Origin of the sequence: Amycolatopsis sp. NPDC059657, assembly GCF_042734395.1 — a bacterium.
Lineage (GTDB): Bacteria > Actinomycetota > Actinomycetes > Mycobacteriales > Pseudonocardiaceae > Amycolatopsis.
Window position 1 is genome coordinate 18,240 of sequence record NZ_JBHWEB010000097.1, and the last position, 17,392, is coordinate 35,631.

Here is a 17,392-nt window from a genome sequence, read left to right on the forward strand (position 1 = left end):
CGCTCTGTCCCCGCGCACGAAAGCGATCTGTACCAGTGACCCACTCGATCGACATGAGTCTGGACGACCCCGTTGTCTCCGTGGGGCTGCGCGAATATCTGAGCGCGGTCGCCACCGAACTCGGTGTCGGGCTGGAGTCGTGCACCATCGACTGTGACCTGCCACGCTCGGCCTATCTGGCACTCGACTGGCGGCTGGACCGGTTTCCCGGCCGCGACCTCGCCCTGCTCTGGGACGAGCGGCATGGCTGGTCCGCCGCCATCGAAACCCATTCCGGCGAAGACCTCATCGTGCTGAGCTATCTCGGCGGAGACTCCGTGCTTCCCGCGCCGGACACGGTCGCCCGGTTCGTCGCCGCACTGCGCGCCGGCGACCATTCGGCTGGCCGCCCCGACCCACCCGCCCTCCGCGACGCGGGCCAGGGGCTCGCCGATGACCTGCGGCCGTATCTGGTCTGACTCAAGCCGTTGTGGCCAAAGCGAAGGGCAGCACCGCGGACGCTCCCGCCTGGCGCAGCAGGCGAACGCCGAGCGTCATCGTCCACCCGGTGTCGATGAAATCGTCGACCAGCAGCACCGGCCCGTCGAGTGCGGCGACCCGTGCCGCCACGTCCTCGGGCAGGCTCAGCCGCCGCCACAGGTCCGCGAGCCGCTGCGCGCTGTTGGCCTGCCGCGGCGGCGGGCCGTCGGCGGCGAGGGTGCCGAGGTACTCCAGCCTGCCGATGGCCGAAAGCCGCAACGCCAGGTCGTCGCCGAGCGTCGGCCGGGTGACCGACGGGATCCCGACCACGGCAACCGGCCGCTGCTCCCATTTCCACGACGCGAGCACCGAAACGCACGCTTCGAACACCGAGTCCGGAACCTCGCTGTCACCGGCCGAAGCCCCGACCAGCTCGCGAAGCCGCGTGCCCCAGCCGACATCGGTCAGCCGTCCCAGCGCACGTCCAGGTGCGGCTTGATCGCCGGCCGGGATCTTGCCCGACAGCGGAACGCCGAGCCCGGACATCCCCGTCGGCCACATCTTGCGCGCGTCGACATCCACGCCCGGCCGCTGCAGCCGCTGTTCCGTCGTGCGCACCGATTCGGCGGAAACCGTTGCCTGCCAATGCTCTCCGGTGCAGTTGTCACACCGGCCGCACGGCGCGGCCTCGGGGTCGTCGAGCTGGCGGCGCAGGAACTCCATCCGGCAGCCAGTGGTCTGCTGGTAGTCCAGCATCGCCTGCTGCTCGGTGTTCCTGGCGACGGCGACGCGCTCGTACCGTTCCGCGTCGTAACTCCACGGCCGGCCGGTGCTCTCCCAGCCACCCTTGACCCGGCGGACGGCACCGTCCACGTCGAGCACCTTGAGCACCATTTCCAGCCGTGACCGGGAAAGCTCGACCACCGGCTCCAGCGCGGCCGTCGACAGTGGACGGCCGGCGCCCGCCAGCGCGGTGAGCACCTGGGTGACCCTGGCCTCGCTGGGGAAGGCGAGCGAGCCGAAGTAGGCCCAGATCTCCCTGTCCTCGCTGCCGGGCAGCAGGATCACCTCGGCACGCTGCACACCACGCCCGGCACGGCCGACCTGCTGGTAGTACGCGATGGGGGAGGACGGCGCGCCGAGATGCACCACGAAACCCAGGTCCGGCTTGTCGAAACCCATGCCCAGCGCGGAAGTCGCGACCAGCGCCTTGACGCGGTTGGCCAGCAGGTCGTCCTCGGCCGCCGCGCGGTCGGCAGGCTCGGTCTTGCCGGTGTACGCCGAGACGGTGTAGCCGCGATCCGACAGCAGGCTCGCGACGTCGTGCGCCGCCGCGACGGTCAGCGTGTAGATGATCCCGGAGCCGGGCAATTCGTCGAGATGCTCGGCGAGCCACGCCAGCCGTGCCTGCGCCGTCGGCAGCGCGCATACGGCCAGCCGCAGGCTTTCGCGGTCGAGCGGTCCACGCAGGACGAGCGTGTCCGTGCCGGTGCCGATCCCGAGCTGGTCGGAAACGTCGGTGACCACGCGGTTGTTGGCCGTCGCGGTGGTGGCGAGCACCGGCACGCCCTCGGGCAGATCGGTGAGCAGCGTGCGCAGGCGCCGGTAGTCCGGCCGGAAGTCGTGACCCCAGTCGGAGATGCAGTGCGCCTCGTCGACCACGAGCAGCCCGGCGGTGGCGGTCAGCTTCGGCAGCACGGTGTCACGGAAATCGGGGTTGTTGAGCCGTTCCGGGCTCACCAGCAGCACGTCGACCTCACCGCCGGCGATGAGCGCCTGCACGTTGTCCCACTCCTGCACGTTGGCGGAGTTCATCGTGGTCGCGTGGATCCCGGCGCGCGCGGCGGCCGAGATCTGGTTGCGCATCAGCGCGAGCAGCGGCGAGATGATCACCGTCGGCCCGGCGCCCTGCTCACGCAGCAGCGCGGTCGCGAGGAAGTACACCGCCGACTTGCCCCAGCCGGTCCGCTGCACCACGAGCGCGCGGCGCCGATGCGCGACGAGTGCCTCGATGGCGGTCCACTGGTCTTCGCGCAGTGTCGCCGACTCGCCCGCCAGAGCTCGCAGAAGGGTCTCGGCCCGCTCGCGGAGTGCGTTTGTGTCCACGCTCCAGGCTTACCCCATCGGTCCGACAGTTCTCGGGCGGGGCACTCGAACCAAGGAGTGTGACTCAGATCACATTCTCGCGGAGCGTCATAGAACCGGGCGGGGGCACTCTCCCTCACGTGCAGGCCCGCAAGGGCGAATGCACCCGACGGTTCCCCCAGGCCGCCGGTCGAGCGCGGTGCGTGGGGAAGCCTTTACCGGGGAGCGGGGAGGCCGCGCCACGCACCGCGTTTCCGGCTCGGACCGCTTCGCGCCCGTCGCCGCGGTCATTTAGGCTGCGCTCTCATGTCACCACGGCGGATCGGGGTCATGGGCGGCACTTTCGACCCCGTGCACCACGGCCACCTGGTCGCGGCCAGTGAGGTTCAGTCGCGCTTCGGTCTCGACGAGGTGATCTTCGTCCCCACCGGCCAGCCGTGGCAGAAGACCGACCGCGTGGTCACGAAGGCCGAGGACCGCTATCTGATGACGGTCATCGCGACCGCGTCCAACCCCGTCTTCTCGGTCAGCAGGGTCGACATCGACCGCGGCGGCCAGACCTTCACGGTCGACACCCTGCGCGATCTGCACGCCGAGTACCCGGACGACCAGCTCTTCTTCATCACCGGAGCCGACGCCCTCGAACAGATCCTGACCTGGCGAAACGCCGACGAACTCTTCGACTTCGCGCATTTCATCGGCGTCACCAGGCCCGGCTACCGGCTCAATTCGCACCATCTGCCGAGCGGCAAGGTGAGCCTGATCGAGGTCACCGCGATGGCGATCTCCTCGACGGCCTGCCGCAAACGCGTCGAGAAGGGCGAGCCGGTCTGGTACCTCGTGCCGGACGGTGTCGTGCGCTACATCGACAAGCGCCGCCTCTATCGCGCCGACCAGTAGCTTTCGGGCGCCCCGGACCGGCCCGGTACCCTCAGCGGGCATATCCGTATACCCGAGGGAGCACTGTGGTAGCCACGTCCGAGGCACGAAAGCTGGCCATAGCGGCCGCACACGCGGCGGCGGACAAGAAGGCCAGCGACGTCGTCGTGCTGGACGTGTCCGACCAGCTCGTCATCACCGACGCCTTCGTCATCGCCTCCGCCGCCAACGAGCGCCAGGTCGGCTCGATCGTCGACAACGTCGAAGAGCAGCTCCGTATCGCGGGCCACAAGCCGGTCCGCCGTGAAGGTGCCCGCGAGGGCCGCTGGGTGCTGCTGGACTACGTCGACGTCGTCGTGCACGTCCAGCACCAGGAGGAGCGTTCGTTCTACGGCCTGGAGCGGCTGTGGAAGGACTGCCCCCAGATCGAGGTCGAAGGCCTGGAGCTCGCACCCGCCGACGACGCGGCCGAGGGGCAAGGGGCCTAGTGACCGTGAAGCGCCTGGTGCTGTGGCGGCACGGCGAGACCGACTACAACGCCGCCGGCCGGATGCAGGGCCACCTGGACTCGGCGTTGACGCCGATCGGCTGGAACCAGGCGCGTTTCGCCGTGCCCGCGCTGGCGCGGTTTTCCCCCGACCTGGTCATCGCGTCCGACCTGCGTCGTGCCACTGACACCGCGACGGTGCTCACCGAGGGCATCGGTGTCCCGCTGCGCATCGACAAGCGTCTCCGCGAGACGCATCTCGGTGAGTGGCAAGGCCTTACCGGCGAACAGGTCGACGAGGCGTACCCGGGCGAGCGTAAGCGCTGGCGCCTGGACTCGACCTGGGCGCCGCCGGGCGGCGAGTCCAGGGTGGACGTCGCCAACCGCTCGCAGGAGGTCGTGCTCGACCTGCAGCGTGACGGCAGCGAGCCGGATGACACGGTGCTGCTCGCCACGCACGGCGGCCTGATCATCGCGCTGACCGGGCGGCTGCTCGGCCTGCCGATCGAGAGCTGGCCGACGCTGGGCGGCATCGCGAACTGCCACTGGGTCGAGCTCGGCAGGCGTGACGGGATCTGGCGGCTGCACGCCTACAACGCCGGGATGACCGGTTAACGACCGCAAGTCGCCACGCCTGCTGGTCTTCGGCGACTCGCTCTGCTTCTACGGCCCCGAGGGCGGACTTCCGGCCGACGACGCGCGGATCTGGCCCAATGTGCTGGCCGAGTCGCTCGGCGGCAGCGCCGACCTGGTCGCGGGCCTCGGCTGGACGGCCCGCGACGCATGGTGGTCTATCACCGGCGACCCGCGCGTCTGGGCCGAGCTGCATCACGCCGACGCCGTCGTCCTCGCGGTGGGCAGCATGGACACACTGCCGTCTCCGCTGCCGACCTACCTGCGGACGGGGCTGCGCTACCTGCGGCCGGACCCGCTTCGCCGCGTCGTGCGCAAGGCTTATCTCGGTGCGCAACCGTGGCTCGCCAGGGTCACCCGGGGGAGGCCCGCGGTGCTGCCAGCGAAGCTCACCGTCCACTATCTCGACACCGCCGTCGGCGCGTTGCGCGTGGTGCGGCCGGACTTGCCGATCGTCGGCATGCTGCCCGGCGTCCACCGCGCCGCGTCCTATGGCTACGTGCACACGGCCAGGGCGGGAGCCACCGCGGCGATGACGGCGTGGTCGCGGAAGGCAGGCGTGCCGTTGCTCGATCTGGCTTCGGTGATCGGCGATCACGTGCTGAGCGGACGCGGCAATCCCGACGGCATGCACTGGGGCTGGGAGGGCCACGCCGATGTCGGCCACGCGATGGCCGACCTGATCAAGCCATTGCTGCCCCCGGCACCGTAGGCTGACCGCGTGCCGGTCGCCGTTGTCACGGATTCCACAGCCCACCTGCCGGAGGGCTTCGCAGACCGGCATTCGATCCGCGTCGTCCCGCTGCACGTGCTCATCGACGGGGTCACCGCGCTCGACGGCGTCGAGGTCGGTCCGGTCGCGCTCGCCGAGGCGCTCGGCACCCGCAAGATCGTCACCACGTCACGTCCGACCCCCGGCGAGTTCGTGGCCGTTTTCCGGCAGGCGCTGGCCGACGGCGCGGACGCGGTCGTCTCGGTGCACCTGTCCCGCGAACTCTCCGGTACCTGGGAAGCAGCCGTGCTGGCCGCGCAGGAAGTCGGCCCCGACCGGGTGCGCGTCGTCGACTCCCGCACCACCGCGATGGGCCTCGGCTTCGCCACCCTCCACGCCGCCAACGCCGCCGCCGCAGGCGCCTCGCCCGCCGAAGTGGAAGCCGCCGCGGTCGACGCGGCCAAGTGCTCGGAAACCCTGTTCGTGGTGGAGACGCTCGACCATCTCCGCCGTGGCGGGCGGATCGGTCCCGCGGCCGCGCTGCTGGGCACCGCACTGGCCGTCAAACCGGTGCTGCACATGGCGGAGGGCCGCATCCTGCCGCTGGAGAAGGTCCGCACGATGAACCGCGCGATCGCCAGGCTGGTGGAACTGGCGGTCAACGCCGCGGGGTCCGACGACGTCGAACTCGCCGTGCACCACCTCGCTTCCCCTGAACGGGCCGTGGAATTGGCGAACCGCCTCGAGGAGCGGATCCCGCGTTCCGGCGGCTGCGTGGTATCCGAGATCGGCGCGGTCATCGGTGCGCACACCGGCCCCGGCGTCTTGGGCGTCGTCGTCCAGCACATGACGAAAACCCTTTAGCCGCAACGCTTTCCACCTTCGCCGGCGGGTGTTCCCGCTCGTATAGCACACCACCCCGACAAAAACCCCCGCCCGCGCCCCGTCCCTCCCCGACTTGTCCACATCGACCCACTTATCCACAGCTCCCCCCATCCTCACTGGCCCCGCCCACCCCCGGCCTCCTAACGTCGATCGTGTGTTCGACCCATCCGCCCGTGAACCGGGCTCACCCCAGTTGGTCCAGCTGGCCGCGCAAGCCTCGGCGAAAGCCGAGGCGGCGGACCAGGAAACCCGAATCCATCCCGCACGCGGGACACCCTTGAGCAGGCTGGCCGAGCGGTGGCTACCCGCTTCGGTGGCCGGTGCCCCCGGCTCGGTCCGCCGTCGGCGGCTCGCGGTCGCCGCCGCGCTCGCGGGCGTGGTGAGTGTCGTGCTCACCAGCGTCGTGCTGCTCGGTGATCCCGAGCCGCACGAGAGTCCGCCCGCGTTGCCGTCCGCGAGCCCGGTCGCGGCGAAGGCCGTGGTGGCCCCGCCGCCGGAGCTGGTGGTCAGCGTGGTCGGCAAGGTGGCCACTCCCGGCCTGGTCACGGTGCCCGCGGGAGCGCGCGTCGCCGACGCGGTCGCCAAAGCGGGCGGCCCGTCGCCCGGCGTCGACCTCACCGGTCTCAACCTGGCGCGCAAGCTCGCCGACGGCGAGCAGATCGCGGTCGGTGCCGGAGTGCAGGCCGGCGCTGTGCCTGCGGACGGCGCGCCCGCCAAGGTCGACCTCAACACCGCGACGGCCGAGCAGCTGGACACCTTGACCGGCGTCGGCCCGGTGATGGCGAAGCGCATCCTCGACTGGCGCGCGAAGCACGGCCGGTTCACCTCGGTCGAGCAACTGCGCGACGTGGATGGCATAGGAGAAGGGAAATTCTCGAAGCTGCGTGATCAGGTGGCCGTGTCATGAGGCCTGCGAAGCGCTGGGCCATACCCGAAAAGACGGAAGCCCAGCACGACCTCAGGCTGGCCCCGGCGGCGATCTCGATCTGGCTGGGCGCCATCGCGGGCGCGATGTTCGGCTGGTGGATGGCGCTGGTCTCCGGTGCGCTGTCCGCGGTGGCCGCGATCGTGGTACTCACCAGGTTCCGGGGTCGCGATCCGACCTTCCGCGCGGCGGCCGTGGCCGTGCTCGTGTGCGGCCTCGTGATGGCGGGCCCGCTCGCGATCCGGCTGCTCCGCGCGGAGGAGGACGCGGTCCGCCCGCTCGCGGCCCGTGGTGAAACCGTGGTGGCCGGGGTGATGCTGATCGATCGGCCGCGGCCGATCCGCGGCCCGGGATTCGCGGGCATGCGGGCGGGCACCCGGTCGGTGCTGCTGGCGGCGGAACTCGAGCGGGTCGAGGTCGCCGGGCGTCCGGTGCGCTCGACCGGGCGGGTGCTGCTGATCGCGTCGGCGGCGGGCTGGCTGGACCTGCTGCCAGGCCAGCGGGTGACCGCCACCGGCGTGCTCGCGCCGTCGACGCAGGACACCGCGCTCACGGTCGCCGTGGTGTCGGTGCGCGGGCCGCCGGCGGAGGTGGGCGCCGCGCCCTGGTGGCAGCGGGTGGCCGAGACGATGCGAGCCGGGCTCAGAACGGCATGCCAAGGCCTGTCCGAAGAAGCCGCCGGTCTGCTGCCGGGGCTGGCGATCGGCGACACGGGTGCGTTGTCGCCGCGGGTGGAACGCGAGTTCCTCACCGCGGGGATGACGCATCTGACCGCCGTCAGCGGGAGCAACGTCGCGATCGTGTGCGGTGCGGTTCTGGTGCTGCTGCGGGCTTTCCGGCTCGGGCCACGGTTCTCCGCCGTGGCGGCCGGCGCGGCGCTGGCCGGGTTCGTGGTGCTCGCCGGGCCGGACCCGAGTGTGCTGCGAGCCGGGGTGATGGGCGGCATAGGCCTGCTCGCGCTGGCGCTCGGCAGGTCGGGTTCGGTGCTGTCGGCCCTGTCGGTCGCCGTGTGCGGGCTGGTGGTCTACGACCCGGCCATGGCGGTGAACCTCGGGTTCGCGCTGTCGGTGCTCGCCACGGCGGGGCTGGTGCTGCTGGCGCCACGCTGGGCCGAGGTGCTGACCAGGCGCGGCGTGCCCGCCGGGCTCGCCGCCGGGCTGATGGTGCCGCTCGCCGCGTTCGTCGTGACGGCGCCGGTGCTGGCGGGCATGGCCGGTCGGCTCAGCCTGGTGTCGGTGGTGGCCAACGTGGTCGCGGCGCCGGTCGTCGCGCCCGCGACCGTGCTCACCGTGTTCGCGACGGTCGTGGCGGTCTTCTGGCCTGGTGCGGCGCATGTGCTGGTCATGCTGGCCGAGCCGGAAGCGAATTGGCTGATCGCCGTCGCGAGGCATGCGGCCCGTGCGCCCGGCGCGATCGTCCCGTGGCCTGGCGGCTGGGCGGGTGGCGTGCTCGCGGTGGTGGTCCTGCTGGCGATGTGGCTGGTGCTCCGGCGCCGGAAGTCACGGATCGCGCTGGCGGCGCTCTTGGTCGTGGTGCTGCTGGTGTTCGTGCCACCACGGCTGGTCGCGCCGTCGTGGCCGCCGTCGAACTGGGCCATGGTCACCTGCGATGTCGGGCAGGGGGACGCGGTGGTGCTGGCGACGGCCGAGCCGGGCCGCGCGGTGGTGATCGACACCGGCCCGGAACCGGGCCCGGTCGACGAATGCCTGAAAAGGCTTGGCGTGGAAAGGATTCCGCTCGTGATCATCAGTCATCTGCACGCCGACCACATCGGCGGGCTCGCGTCGGTGTTCGAAGGCCGCTCGGTCGGCGCGGTGGCCGTCGGACCGGGCCGAGCGCCTGGCTGGGCCTGGCGCCAGGTCGAGGAAACCACGCGACGGCACGGAATTCCGCTCGCCGAACTCGCCATCGGGCAGCGGCTGGACTGGCCAGGGCTCGCGATCGACGTGCTGGGCCCGCACTACGTCACCCAGCGCGGTGCCGACCAGCAGGACGGCACGGCGATCAACAACGCCTCGGTCGTGCTGCTGGCTCGAACCCCGGCGGGCAAGGTGCTGCTGACCGGCGACGTGGAACTGGCAGCCCAAGCGGATCTGCTGGAGAACGGCGACGCGTTACGCGCCGACGTGCTCAAGGTTCCGCACCACGGCTCGCGCTACTCGCTGCCACAGTTCCTCGCCGCCGTCGCTCCCCGCGTCGCGATGGTCAGTGTGGGCGCGGGCAACCGATACGGCCATCCCGCGAAGTCCACTTTGGACACATTGGCCGCGGTGGGCGCACTGGTGACCAGAACCGACACCGACGGGGACGTGGCCGTGCTCGCTGATCAGGGCGGCCCGGCGGTTTCTCGCCGCCGGGGCCCAGGACCGTGAATCAGCGCTTGCTGAGGGCTTCGCGGACGGCGTCGGCGGAGGCGGGCACGGTGGCCAGCGGGCCGATCTTGCCTTCGACGGCGTCGAGGGTCTTGAGGCCGTCGCCGGTGATGAGCAGCACGGTCTCGGCGTCCGGGTCCAGCTTGCCGGTCTCGATGAGCTTCTTCGCCGTGGCCACGGTGACGCCACCGGCGGTCTCGGTGAAGATGCCCTCGGTGCGGGCGAGCAGGCGGATGCCCTCGACCACCTCTTCGTCGCTGACGTCCTCGATCGCGCCGCCCGTGCGGTTGACCACGTCGAGCACGTACGGGCCGTCGGCCGGGTTGCCGATCGCCAGCGAGCGGGCGATGGTGTTCGGCTTGACCGGCTGCACCGTGTCGTGGCCCGCGCGGAAGGCGGCCGAGACCGGCGAGCAGCCGGTGGCCTGCGCGCCGAACACCTTGTACGGGCTCGCCTCGACCAGGCCGAGCTGCCCGAACTCACGGAAACCCTTGTCCACCTTGGTCAGCTGGGAGCCCGAAGCGATCGGCACCACGATCTGCTCGGGGATGCGCCAGCCCAGCTGCTCCGCGACCTCGAAGGCGAGTGTCTTGGAACCTTCCGAGTAATACGGCCGCACGTTCACGTTGACGAACGCCCAGGTCTCGTTCTCGGCGGCGAGCTGGGTCGCCAGCCGGTTCACGTCGTCGTAGTTGCCGTCGACCGCGATCAGCGCGCCGTCGTACACGGCGGTGGTGAGGATTTTGGCCTTTTCCAACGTCTTCGGGATGAGCACGACCGAGTCCCAGCCCGCGCGGGCCGCGGCGGCCGCGACGGCGTTGGCCAGGTTGCCGGTCGACGGACAGCACAGCGTGGTGAACCCGAACTCGCGGGCGGCGGCCAGCGCCACCGCGACGACGCGGTCCTTGAAGGAGTGCGTCGGGTTGCCGGTGTCGTCCTTCACCCAGAGCTTGCGCACGCCCAGCGCCTTGGCGAGGTTGCGCGCCTCGATCAGGCGGGTGCCGCCGGGCTCGGTGTTGGGGATCTCCTCGACGTTCGAGGGGACCGGGAGGAGGTGCTTGTAGCGCCAGATGTTCTTGGGGCCGGATTCGATGTCCTCGCGGCGGATCTTGCCGAAGTCGTAAGCGACCTCGAGCGGGGAGAAGTCCTCCGCGGAGACGAACTCGGGGGCGAGTGGCTGACGGTGACCCTCTTCCTTCGACACCAGCTCGACGGCCCGGCCCAGGTCCGGGGTGCGCTTGGTGGTGGTGGAAGTCGTGCCGAGGGTTGCTGTCATCGCGAGGTCCTTCCTCATCTGCCCCGCCGAAGCGGGCCGGAATTGGCACCGTGATCGTCAGCTATCCCGCGAACGCGGAATGACAGGCTGTACGCCGGTTGCCGGGGCTTCGTCGGGCCGTTCCCTCTGCCCCTCTGGATGAGCGGTATTCGATTGTCGGCGTGCTGCGTCAGCACCGCCTCGGGTAACACCGTACGACATGGCGATCAGCTCGGGCTACCGGTACCCACCGGTGGAGCCGTCCGGAAGATCACCGGGCCTAGTGGCAGGATCGTCACCGTGACCGCGTCAGCAGCCTCCCCGCCGCCGCTCCATCTCGTGCTCGGGGAGGAGGAACTGCTCATCGAGCGTGCCGTGAAGGCGACGCTCGAGGTCTCGCGCGCCGCGGATCCGACGGCCGACATCACCCGGATGCGCGTGTCCGAACTCACAGCACCGGTGCTCGCCGAGATGGTCAGCCCCTCGCTCTTCAGCGAGGGCCGGGTCATCGTGCTGGAGCAGGCGCAGGACATCTCGCAGGAGATCTCGGACGCCGTGCTCGCGTACCTGAAGAACCCTGCCGACGGCATCGTGCTCGTCGTCGTGACCACCGGCGGCGGCCGCAGCAAGGCGGCCAAGGCGCTGCCCGCGGCACTGCGCAAGGCGGGCGCGGTGATCACCGAGTGCCCGAAGCTCACCAAGCCCGCCGAGCGGGAATCGTTCGTACGCAACGAAGTCCGCCTCGCCGGCGGCAAGATCGACGCGGCGGGCCTGGTCGCGCTCATGGACGCGGTCGGCTCGGATCTGCGCGAGCTCTCGTCAGCGGCTTCCCAGCTGGTGGCCGACTCCGGCGGCAAGGTCGACGAGGCGGCGGTCCGCCGCTACCACCGCGGCCGCGCCGACGTCACGGGCTTCGCCGTCGCCGAAAAGGCGGTCTCCGGCGACCGCGCGGCGGCACTCGAGTCTCTCCGCTGGGCCATGCAGCTCGGCGTGCCCCACGTCCTCGTCGCCGACGCGCTCGCCGACGCGGTCCGCACCATCGCCCGCGTTTCCGGCGCGGGCCGCGGCAACCCCAACCAGATGGCGGGCGAACTCGGCATGCCCCCCTGGAAGATCCGCAAAGCCCAGGGCCAAGCCCGAGGCTGGAACCAGGCGGGCCTGGCCAACGCCATGCGCATAGTCGCCCGCCTCAACGCCGACGTCAAAGGCGCCGCAGCCGACGCCAACTACGCCCTCGAACGAGCCGTCCTCCAGGTCGCCGCAGCCAAGTCCGACGCCTGACCCCGCCACCGGCCCACTCGCGCTTCCCGACTCCCCGGGCACGCGTGCCGACTCCCCGGGCACGCGTGCCGACTCCCCAGGCACGCGTGTCGTCCATCCAGGTACGCATGATGTCCATCTGGGTACGCGTGTCGTCCGTCCGCGAACGCGTGTCGTCCGATCAGGGACGCGTGCCGTCCGCCTGCGTCCGCCCCCGTGTGCGGGCCTCGGCCACGCCCCTCAAGCCTTGGGTACAAAAAACGCCGGGCCCCGCCGAATGAACGGCGGGGCCCAGCGAGAAACTTCAGAAAACCAGTGCGTCAGAGCGAGTTGGCGCGCTTGGCGATCGCCGACTTCTTGTTCGCGGCCTGGTTGGCGTGCAGGACACCCTTGGTGACGGCCTTGTCGAGCTTCTTGGCGGCGTCACGCTGGGCCTCGAGGGCCTTGTCCTTGTCACCGGCGTCGGCGGCCTCGCGGAACTTGCGGATCGCGGTCTTCACCGAGGACTTGATCGCCACGTTGCGCTGGCGGGCCTTCTCGTTGGTGGTGATGCGCTTGATCTGGGACTTGATGTTGGCCACGCGGGCGCTCCTTGATCATTTCCGGTGTTCGCTGCCGCGTCGTAGTGGCCCGGGAGACCCGGTTTCCTCCATGACGGAATGCCACACGGCAACGAGCAATAAGACTAACAGGACGGAAAAAAGCGCTTGCAGCCTGGTCAGGCCCCCCGCGTAGGGTGATCATCAGTGAACGGCACCGCGCTCGGCCTCGTCCTCGTCGCCGCGCTGGTGCACGCGCTGTGGAACCTGGCCGCGAAGCGGGTCGGCGACGGCGGTGCCGCGTTCGTCTTCCTCTATTACACCACCTCGGCCGTCGCCTTCCTGCCTGTCGCGATCTTCTTGCTGTGCACGGAATCCGAGCGTCCACAGTGGAGCTGGCTGCTCGCGTCGCTCGGTTCGGCCGTGCTGCACGTCGCGTACGGCATCGTGCTCCAACGCGGCTATGACGCGGGAGACCTCTCCGTGGTCTATCCGCTGGCCAGGGGCACCGGGCCGCTGGTGTCGGTGGTCGCCGCCGTGGTCTTCCTGCATGAACGACCAGGTCTCGTCGGGCTGCTCGGCGCGCTGCTGGTGGTGGCGGGTGTGCTCGTGATCAGCACCGGGCGCCCGGGGGAGCACCATGACCCGGTCGCACGGCGCAACGGCGTCTTCTACGGCCTGCTCACCGGCGTAGTCATCGCCGGCTACACGCTGTGGGACGCGCATTCGGTCAAGAACCTCGAGGTGCCGCCGGTCGTCTACTTCGTGCTCGGCTCGGTGCTGCAGAGCGCGCTCCTGGCACCGCACGCGCTCAGGCGCCGGTCCGAAACCGTCCGCCTGTGGCGTGCGCATCGCAAGGAAGTGCTGATCGTGGGCTTGCTCTCCCCCGTCGCCTACCTGCTGGTGCTCTACGCCATGCGGATCGCGCCGGTGAGCCTCGTCGCACCCGCCCGTGAGCTCAGCATCGTGCTCGGCGGCTTGGCCGCGTGGCTCGTGCTGGGTGAGGCGAACGCCGTCCGCAGGCTGGCGGGCTCGGTGATCGTGCTGGCAGGCATCGCCGCGATTGCGATCGCCTGAGCCGATCCGGTACTGATGAGCACATGGACGTGCTGAGCAGCCGGATACTGGTGCGGCCCCAGGATCACGAGGCCTCGATCGCGTTCTACCGCGACATCCTGGGCCTGGCGATCTACTACGAGTTCCCCGGCGGCACCGTGTTCTTCCTGGGCCAGGGCTTCCTGGAGATCGTCGGCAGCGGCGACGGGGGCCCGAGCCCCGCTGTGAGCCTCTGGCTGCAGGTGCGCGATCTCGACGCGGTGCTGCGCGAGCTGGCGGCGAAGGGGCTCCAGCCGGACCGTGAAGCCCGGGTCGAGCCGTGGGGCCTGTACGAGGCGTGGCTCTCCGACCCCGACGGCCACAAGATCTTCCTGGTGGAAATCCCCTCAGGGCATCCTCTGAGGACCGATCTTCGTTAAAGCGGCTTACGAGCGCGAAGCTGAGCGGCGAGCGCGGCTCCGAAACCCGGCGGTTCCCACGTCCACGTCTGCGCGTCGACGAACCCGGCGGTCTCCAGCTCTTCGGCCAGCACGTGCCGCGACACCGGCAGCCACTTCTCGTGTGTGGACAGCACCAGCCGTCCACCCGGCTTGAGCACGCGGAACAGCTCGGCGATGCCCGCCGCCCGGTCCTCCCAGAGGAGCACGTTGTTCACGCTCAGCACCACGTCGACGGACGAGTCGTCTTCGCCGGTGTCCTCCGCGGTGCCTTTCCGCAGCTCGACGGTATCGCCGCAGCGCTCGCGGCACAGGCCGAGCATCTCCTCGGACGGATCGACGCCGATCACTCGCCCGGCGCGTTTCGCCGCCGCCTCGAGCCCGACGCCAGGGCCCGGCCCGACGACGAGAACGCTGTCCTCGGGGGTGAGCTTGGCCACTTCGGCGATGTGGTGTTCGGTCGGCCCGTTGCCGTGCGTCATCAGCAGCGCGCCGATCCTGCCCAGCAGGCCACGGGGATGTCCGAAGGCCCTGTCCAGCATTTCGGTCATGGAATCAGTCATATATCGAGGTCATCATGGACGCGGCGGTCACGCATCGGGGATGACCCCCAATCGCACCCGGAGCGGCATGGGACCATAGAGGTGGCACACCCCGACCTTCGCGAGGAAACCCGTTGACGACGTTCGCCGACACGACCTTCACGCCCCCGGCACAGATCCGGAACTTCTGCATCATCGCGCACATCGACCACGGCAAGTCGACCTTGGCCGATCGCATGCTGCAGCTCACCGGCGTGGTCGAAGAACGGGCCATGCGCGCGCAGTACCTCGACCGCATGGACATCGAGCGCGAGCGCGGCATCACGATCAAGGCCCAGAACGTGCGGCTGCCCTGGCAGGTCGACGGCGAGGACTTCGTCCTGCACATGATCGACACCCCCGGCCACGTCGACTTCACCTACGAGGTCTCCCGCGCGCTCGAAGCGTGTGAAGGCGCGGTACTGCTGGTCGACGCCGCGCAGGGCATCGAGGCGCAGACGCTCGCGAACCTGTACCTCGCGCTCGAGAACAACCTCACGATCATCCCGGTGCTGAACAAGATCGACCTGCCCTCCGCCGACCCGGACAAGTACGCGGCCGAGATCGCGCACATCATCGGCTGCGAGCCGGACGACGTGCTGCGCGTCTCGGCGAAGACGGGTGTCGGTGTCGGCGCGCTCCTCGACGCGGTCGTCAAGCAGGTTCCCGCCCCGCAGGGCGACGCCGACGCGCCCGCCCGCGCGATGATCTTCGACTCGGTCTACGACACCTACCGCGGTGTCGTCACCTACATCCGGGTCGTGGACGGCAAGATCACCCCGCGCGAGCGCATCAAGATGATGTCCACCGGCGCCACGCACGAGCTGCTGGAAGTCGGCATCATCTCGCCGGAACCCAAGCCCAGCAAGGGACTCGGCGTCGGCGAGGTCGGTTACCTCATCACCGGCGTGAAGGACGTCCGCCAGTCGAAGGTCGGTGACACGGTCACCTCCGAGCGTCACGGCGCGAAGCAGGCGCTGGCCGGATACCGCGAGCCGAAGCCGATGGTCTACTCCGGACTGTATCCGGTGGACGGCTCGGACTACCCCGAGCTGCGTGAGGCGCTCGACAAGCTCCAGCTGAACGACGCGGCGCTGACCTACGAGCCGGAAACCTCGGTGGCGCTGGGCTTCGGCTTCCGCTGTGGCTTCCTCGGCCTGCTGCACCTGGAGATCACCCGCGACCGCCTCGAGCGCGAGTTCGGGCTCGACCTCATCTCCACCGCGCCGAACGTGGTCTACCGCGTCGTGCTCGAGGACGGCACCGAGGTCATCGTGACCAACCCGTCCGACTGGCCCGGCGGTCTCAAGATCTCCGAGGTGCACGAGCCGGTCTCCAAGGTGAGCATCCTGACGCCGTCGGAGTTCATCGGCACCGTCATGGAGCTGTGCCAGACCAAGCGCGGCAACCTGCTCGGCATGGACTACCTGTCCGAGGACCGCGTCGAGCTGCGCTACAACCTGCCCCTCGCCGAAATCATCTTCGACTTCTTCGACACACTCAAGTCGCGCACCCGCGGCTACGCGTCGCTGGACTACGAAGAGGCAGGCGAGCAGCCTTCCGAGCTCGTCAAGGTCGACATCCTCCTGCAGGGCGAAGCGGTCGACGCGTTTTCCGCGATCGTGCACAAGGAAGCCGCCTACGCGTACGGGAACCGGATGGCCACGCGCCTTCGCGAACTCATTCCGCGCCAGCAGTTCGAGGTGCCGATCCAGGCGGCCATCGGTGCCAGGATCATCGCCCGTGAAACGATCCGCGCCATTCGCAAGGACGTGCTCGCGAAATGTTACGGCGGTGACATCTCGCGTAAGCGCAAGCTGCTGGAAAAGCAGAAGGAAGGCAAGAAGCGGATGAAAACCGTTGGCCGCGTTGAGGTTCCGCAGGAAGCCTTCGTCGCCGCGCTGTCCACGGACGAGAACAAGGGCAAGAAGTAGCCGTTCTCCGCAAAGGTCCCCCGATCACTCTTTCGGGGGACCTTTTTCGTGCTTCCCTCCCAGCTCTCCCGTTCTTGTCGGTGCATCGTGGTGTGCTCTGGTCAAAGCAAAAGAAGGAGAGCACCATGACAGTCATGACGGAAAGCCAGTTCCTGCCACCCAGGCCGGGCCCGATGACGGTGCACGACCTGGAGGGACTGCCGGACGATGGACGGCGTTACGAGCTCATCGACGGGACCCTGCTGGTGAGCCCCGCGCCTGGGCGAAGACATCAGAAGATCTCCGCGCGTCTTTACGGAGTGCTCGAAGCCGCCTGCCCGCCACAGTTCGACGTCATCGCCGCGCCGTTCGCCGTGCGGTCAGGGGAAAAGGTCGAGTTGCAGCCGGATCTGCTGGTGGGCTGGGAGAACGAGTTCACGGAGAAGAACCTGCCCACCGCGCCGGTACTCGCGGTCGAGGTGCTTTCGCCGAGCACCGCGCTGCATGACCTGAACACCAAGAAGGCCCTCTACCAACGCCTTGGTGTGCGCAGCTATTGGGTGATCGATCCGGACGAGCCCGCGCTGACCGCTTTCGAGCTGAATGACGAAGGCATTTATCAACAGGCGGCAAAGGCGGCGGCCGATGAGCCGTTCGCGGCGATCCGGCCGTTCGCCGTGCGCGTGGTGCCGAATGATCTGCTCGGGAGGCTCGCCGCGGAGTGATCTTCCACGATTTGAGCATGTTTGTGGCCATACGCATATCGCAGTGCGCTCCTAGCCGAGGTCGTGAGTGTTGCCGACGGTTCTAGCCGTCGGCGTAACTAGTCAGGTGGTTGCTGGGTTGGTTGGTAGCCAGGGGTTGCCGGTGATGGCGTTGTGGAGTGCGGTCAGGATGTGGATGCCGTTTTTGCG

The 17,392-nt window shown here is 69.5% G+C and carries 17 protein-coding genes and 1 riboswitch; of the genes, 13 read left to right on the plus strand and 4 right to left on the minus strand.

Annotated features, from left to right (window positions below; genetic code table 11):
* Positions 1 to 53: 53 nt before the first annotated feature.
* Positions 54 to 458: a DUF6292 family protein gene (locus ACFV15_RS36165; RefSeq protein WP_378356353.1), complete on the plus strand. Its 405-nt coding sequence runs from the start codon at positions 54 to 56 to the stop codon at positions 456 to 458.
* 1 nt (position 459) lies between these two features.
* On the opposite strand, the gene ACFV15_RS36170 is transcribed toward ACFV15_RS36165, so the two are convergent.
* Positions 460 to 2,565: a RecQ family ATP-dependent DNA helicase gene (locus tag ACFV15_RS36170; protein ID WP_378356354.1), complete on the minus strand. Its 2,106-nt coding sequence runs from the start codon at positions 2,563 to 2,565 to the stop codon at positions 460 to 462.
* Between the two features lie 285 nt (positions 2,566 to 2,850).
* On the opposite strand from ACFV15_RS36170, the gene nadD reads away from it, so the two are divergent.
* The 7 genes from nadD to ACFV15_RS36205 all read left to right on the plus strand — a co-directional run bounded on the left by nadD (position 2,851) and on the right by ACFV15_RS36205 (position 9,437).
* Entirely contained in the window at positions 2,851 to 3,444 is a 594-nt protein-coding gene (gene nadD / locus ACFV15_RS36175) for a nicotinate-nucleotide adenylyltransferase (RefSeq protein WP_378356356.1), read from the plus strand.
* A gap of 65 nt (positions 3,445 to 3,509) precedes the next feature.
* A complete protein-coding gene (rsfS, locus tag ACFV15_RS36180; RefSeq protein WP_378356358.1) occupies positions 3,510 to 3,911 on the plus strand; it encodes a ribosome silencing factor in 402 nt (133 codons plus the stop codon).
* A complete protein-coding gene (locus ACFV15_RS36185) occupies positions 3,911 to 4,525 on the plus strand; it encodes a histidine phosphatase family protein (protein ID WP_378356360.1) in 615 nt (204 codons plus the stop codon). Before rsfS ends, ACFV15_RS36185 begins: the two co-directional genes overlap by 1 nt.
* A 19-nt stretch (positions 4,526 to 4,544) precedes the next feature.
* Complete coding sequence (octT, locus tag ACFV15_RS36190; RefSeq protein WP_378356383.1) at positions 4,545 to 5,255, plus strand: diglucosylglycerate octanoyltransferase; 711 nt, start codon at positions 4,545 to 4,547, stop codon at positions 5,253 to 5,255.
* Between the two features lie 9 nt (positions 5,256 to 5,264).
* A complete protein-coding gene (locus tag ACFV15_RS36195; protein ID WP_378356362.1) occupies positions 5,265 to 6,119 on the plus strand; it encodes a DegV family protein in 855 nt (284 codons plus the stop codon).
* 175 nt (positions 6,120 to 6,294) lie between these two features.
* Positions 6,295 to 7,047 carry a helix-hairpin-helix domain-containing protein gene (locus tag ACFV15_RS36200; protein WP_378356364.1) on the plus strand — a complete coding sequence of 251 codons (753 nt, stop codon included), beginning with the start codon at positions 6,295 to 6,297 and terminating at the stop codon, positions 7,045 to 7,047.
* Entirely contained in the window at positions 7,044 to 9,437 is a 2,394-nt protein-coding gene (locus ACFV15_RS36205) for a ComEC/Rec2 family competence protein (protein WP_378356366.1), read from the plus strand. Before ACFV15_RS36200 ends, ACFV15_RS36205 begins: the two co-directional genes overlap by 4 nt.
* 1 nt (position 9,438) lies before the next feature.
* On the opposite strand, the gene thrC is transcribed toward ACFV15_RS36205, so the two are convergent.
* Positions 9,439 to 10,713 (minus strand): threonine synthase, encoded by a 1,275-nt coding sequence (gene thrC, locus ACFV15_RS36210; RefSeq protein ID WP_378356367.1) that lies wholly within the window; start codon positions 10,711 to 10,713, stop codon positions 9,439 to 9,441.
* 11 nt (positions 10,714 to 10,724) lie between these two features.
* Positions 10,725 to 10,858, minus strand: a riboswitch (SAM riboswitch).
* A gap of 134 nt (positions 10,859 to 10,992) precedes the next feature.
* On the opposite strand from thrC, the gene holA reads away from it, so the two are divergent.
* Positions 10,993 to 11,973, plus strand: a complete 981-nt coding sequence (gene holA / locus ACFV15_RS36215; protein ID WP_378356369.1) for a DNA polymerase III subunit delta — start codon at positions 10,993 to 10,995, stop codon at positions 11,971 to 11,973.
* Between the two features lie 299 nt (positions 11,974 to 12,272).
* Here holA and rpsT read toward each other — a convergent pair whose 3' ends face one another.
* Positions 12,273 to 12,533 (minus strand): 30S ribosomal protein S20, encoded by a 261-nt coding sequence (gene rpsT / locus ACFV15_RS36220; protein WP_378356371.1) that lies wholly within the window; start codon positions 12,531 to 12,533, stop codon positions 12,273 to 12,275.
* Between the two features lie 165 nt (positions 12,534 to 12,698).
* On the opposite strand from rpsT, the gene ACFV15_RS36225 reads away from it, so the two are divergent.
* Positions 12,699 to 13,568 carry an EamA family transporter gene (locus ACFV15_RS36225; protein WP_378356373.1) on the plus strand — a complete coding sequence of 290 codons (870 nt, stop codon included), beginning with the start codon at positions 12,699 to 12,701 and terminating at the stop codon, positions 13,566 to 13,568.
* Positions 13,569 to 13,591: 23 nt separating this feature from the next.
* A complete protein-coding gene (locus ACFV15_RS36230) occupies positions 13,592 to 13,966 on the plus strand; it encodes a VOC family protein (protein WP_378356375.1) in 375 nt (124 codons plus the stop codon).
* On the opposite strand, the gene ACFV15_RS36235 is transcribed toward ACFV15_RS36230, so the two are convergent.
* Positions 13,963 to 14,535, minus strand: coding sequence for a class I SAM-dependent methyltransferase (locus ACFV15_RS36235; protein WP_378356377.1), 573 nt, complete (start codon positions 14,533 to 14,535; stop codon positions 13,963 to 13,965). The genes ACFV15_RS36230 and ACFV15_RS36235 overlap by 4 nt on opposite strands.
* Positions 14,536 to 14,660: 125 nt before the next feature.
* On the opposite strand from ACFV15_RS36235, the gene lepA reads away from it, so the two are divergent.
* Both lepA and ACFV15_RS36245 read left to right on the plus strand, forming a co-directional pair.
* Complete coding sequence (lepA, locus tag ACFV15_RS36240) at positions 14,661 to 16,499, plus strand: translation elongation factor 4 (RefSeq protein WP_378356378.1); 1,839 nt, start codon at positions 14,661 to 14,663, stop codon at positions 16,497 to 16,499.
* Positions 16,500 to 16,624: 125 nt separating this feature from the next.
* The gene (locus tag ACFV15_RS36245) at positions 16,625 to 17,203 is read left to right on the plus strand and encodes a Uma2 family endonuclease (RefSeq protein ID WP_378356379.1); all 579 of its coding nucleotides are present in this window, start codon (positions 16,625 to 16,627) and stop codon (positions 17,201 to 17,203) included.
* Positions 17,204 to 17,392: the final 189 nt, after the last annotated feature.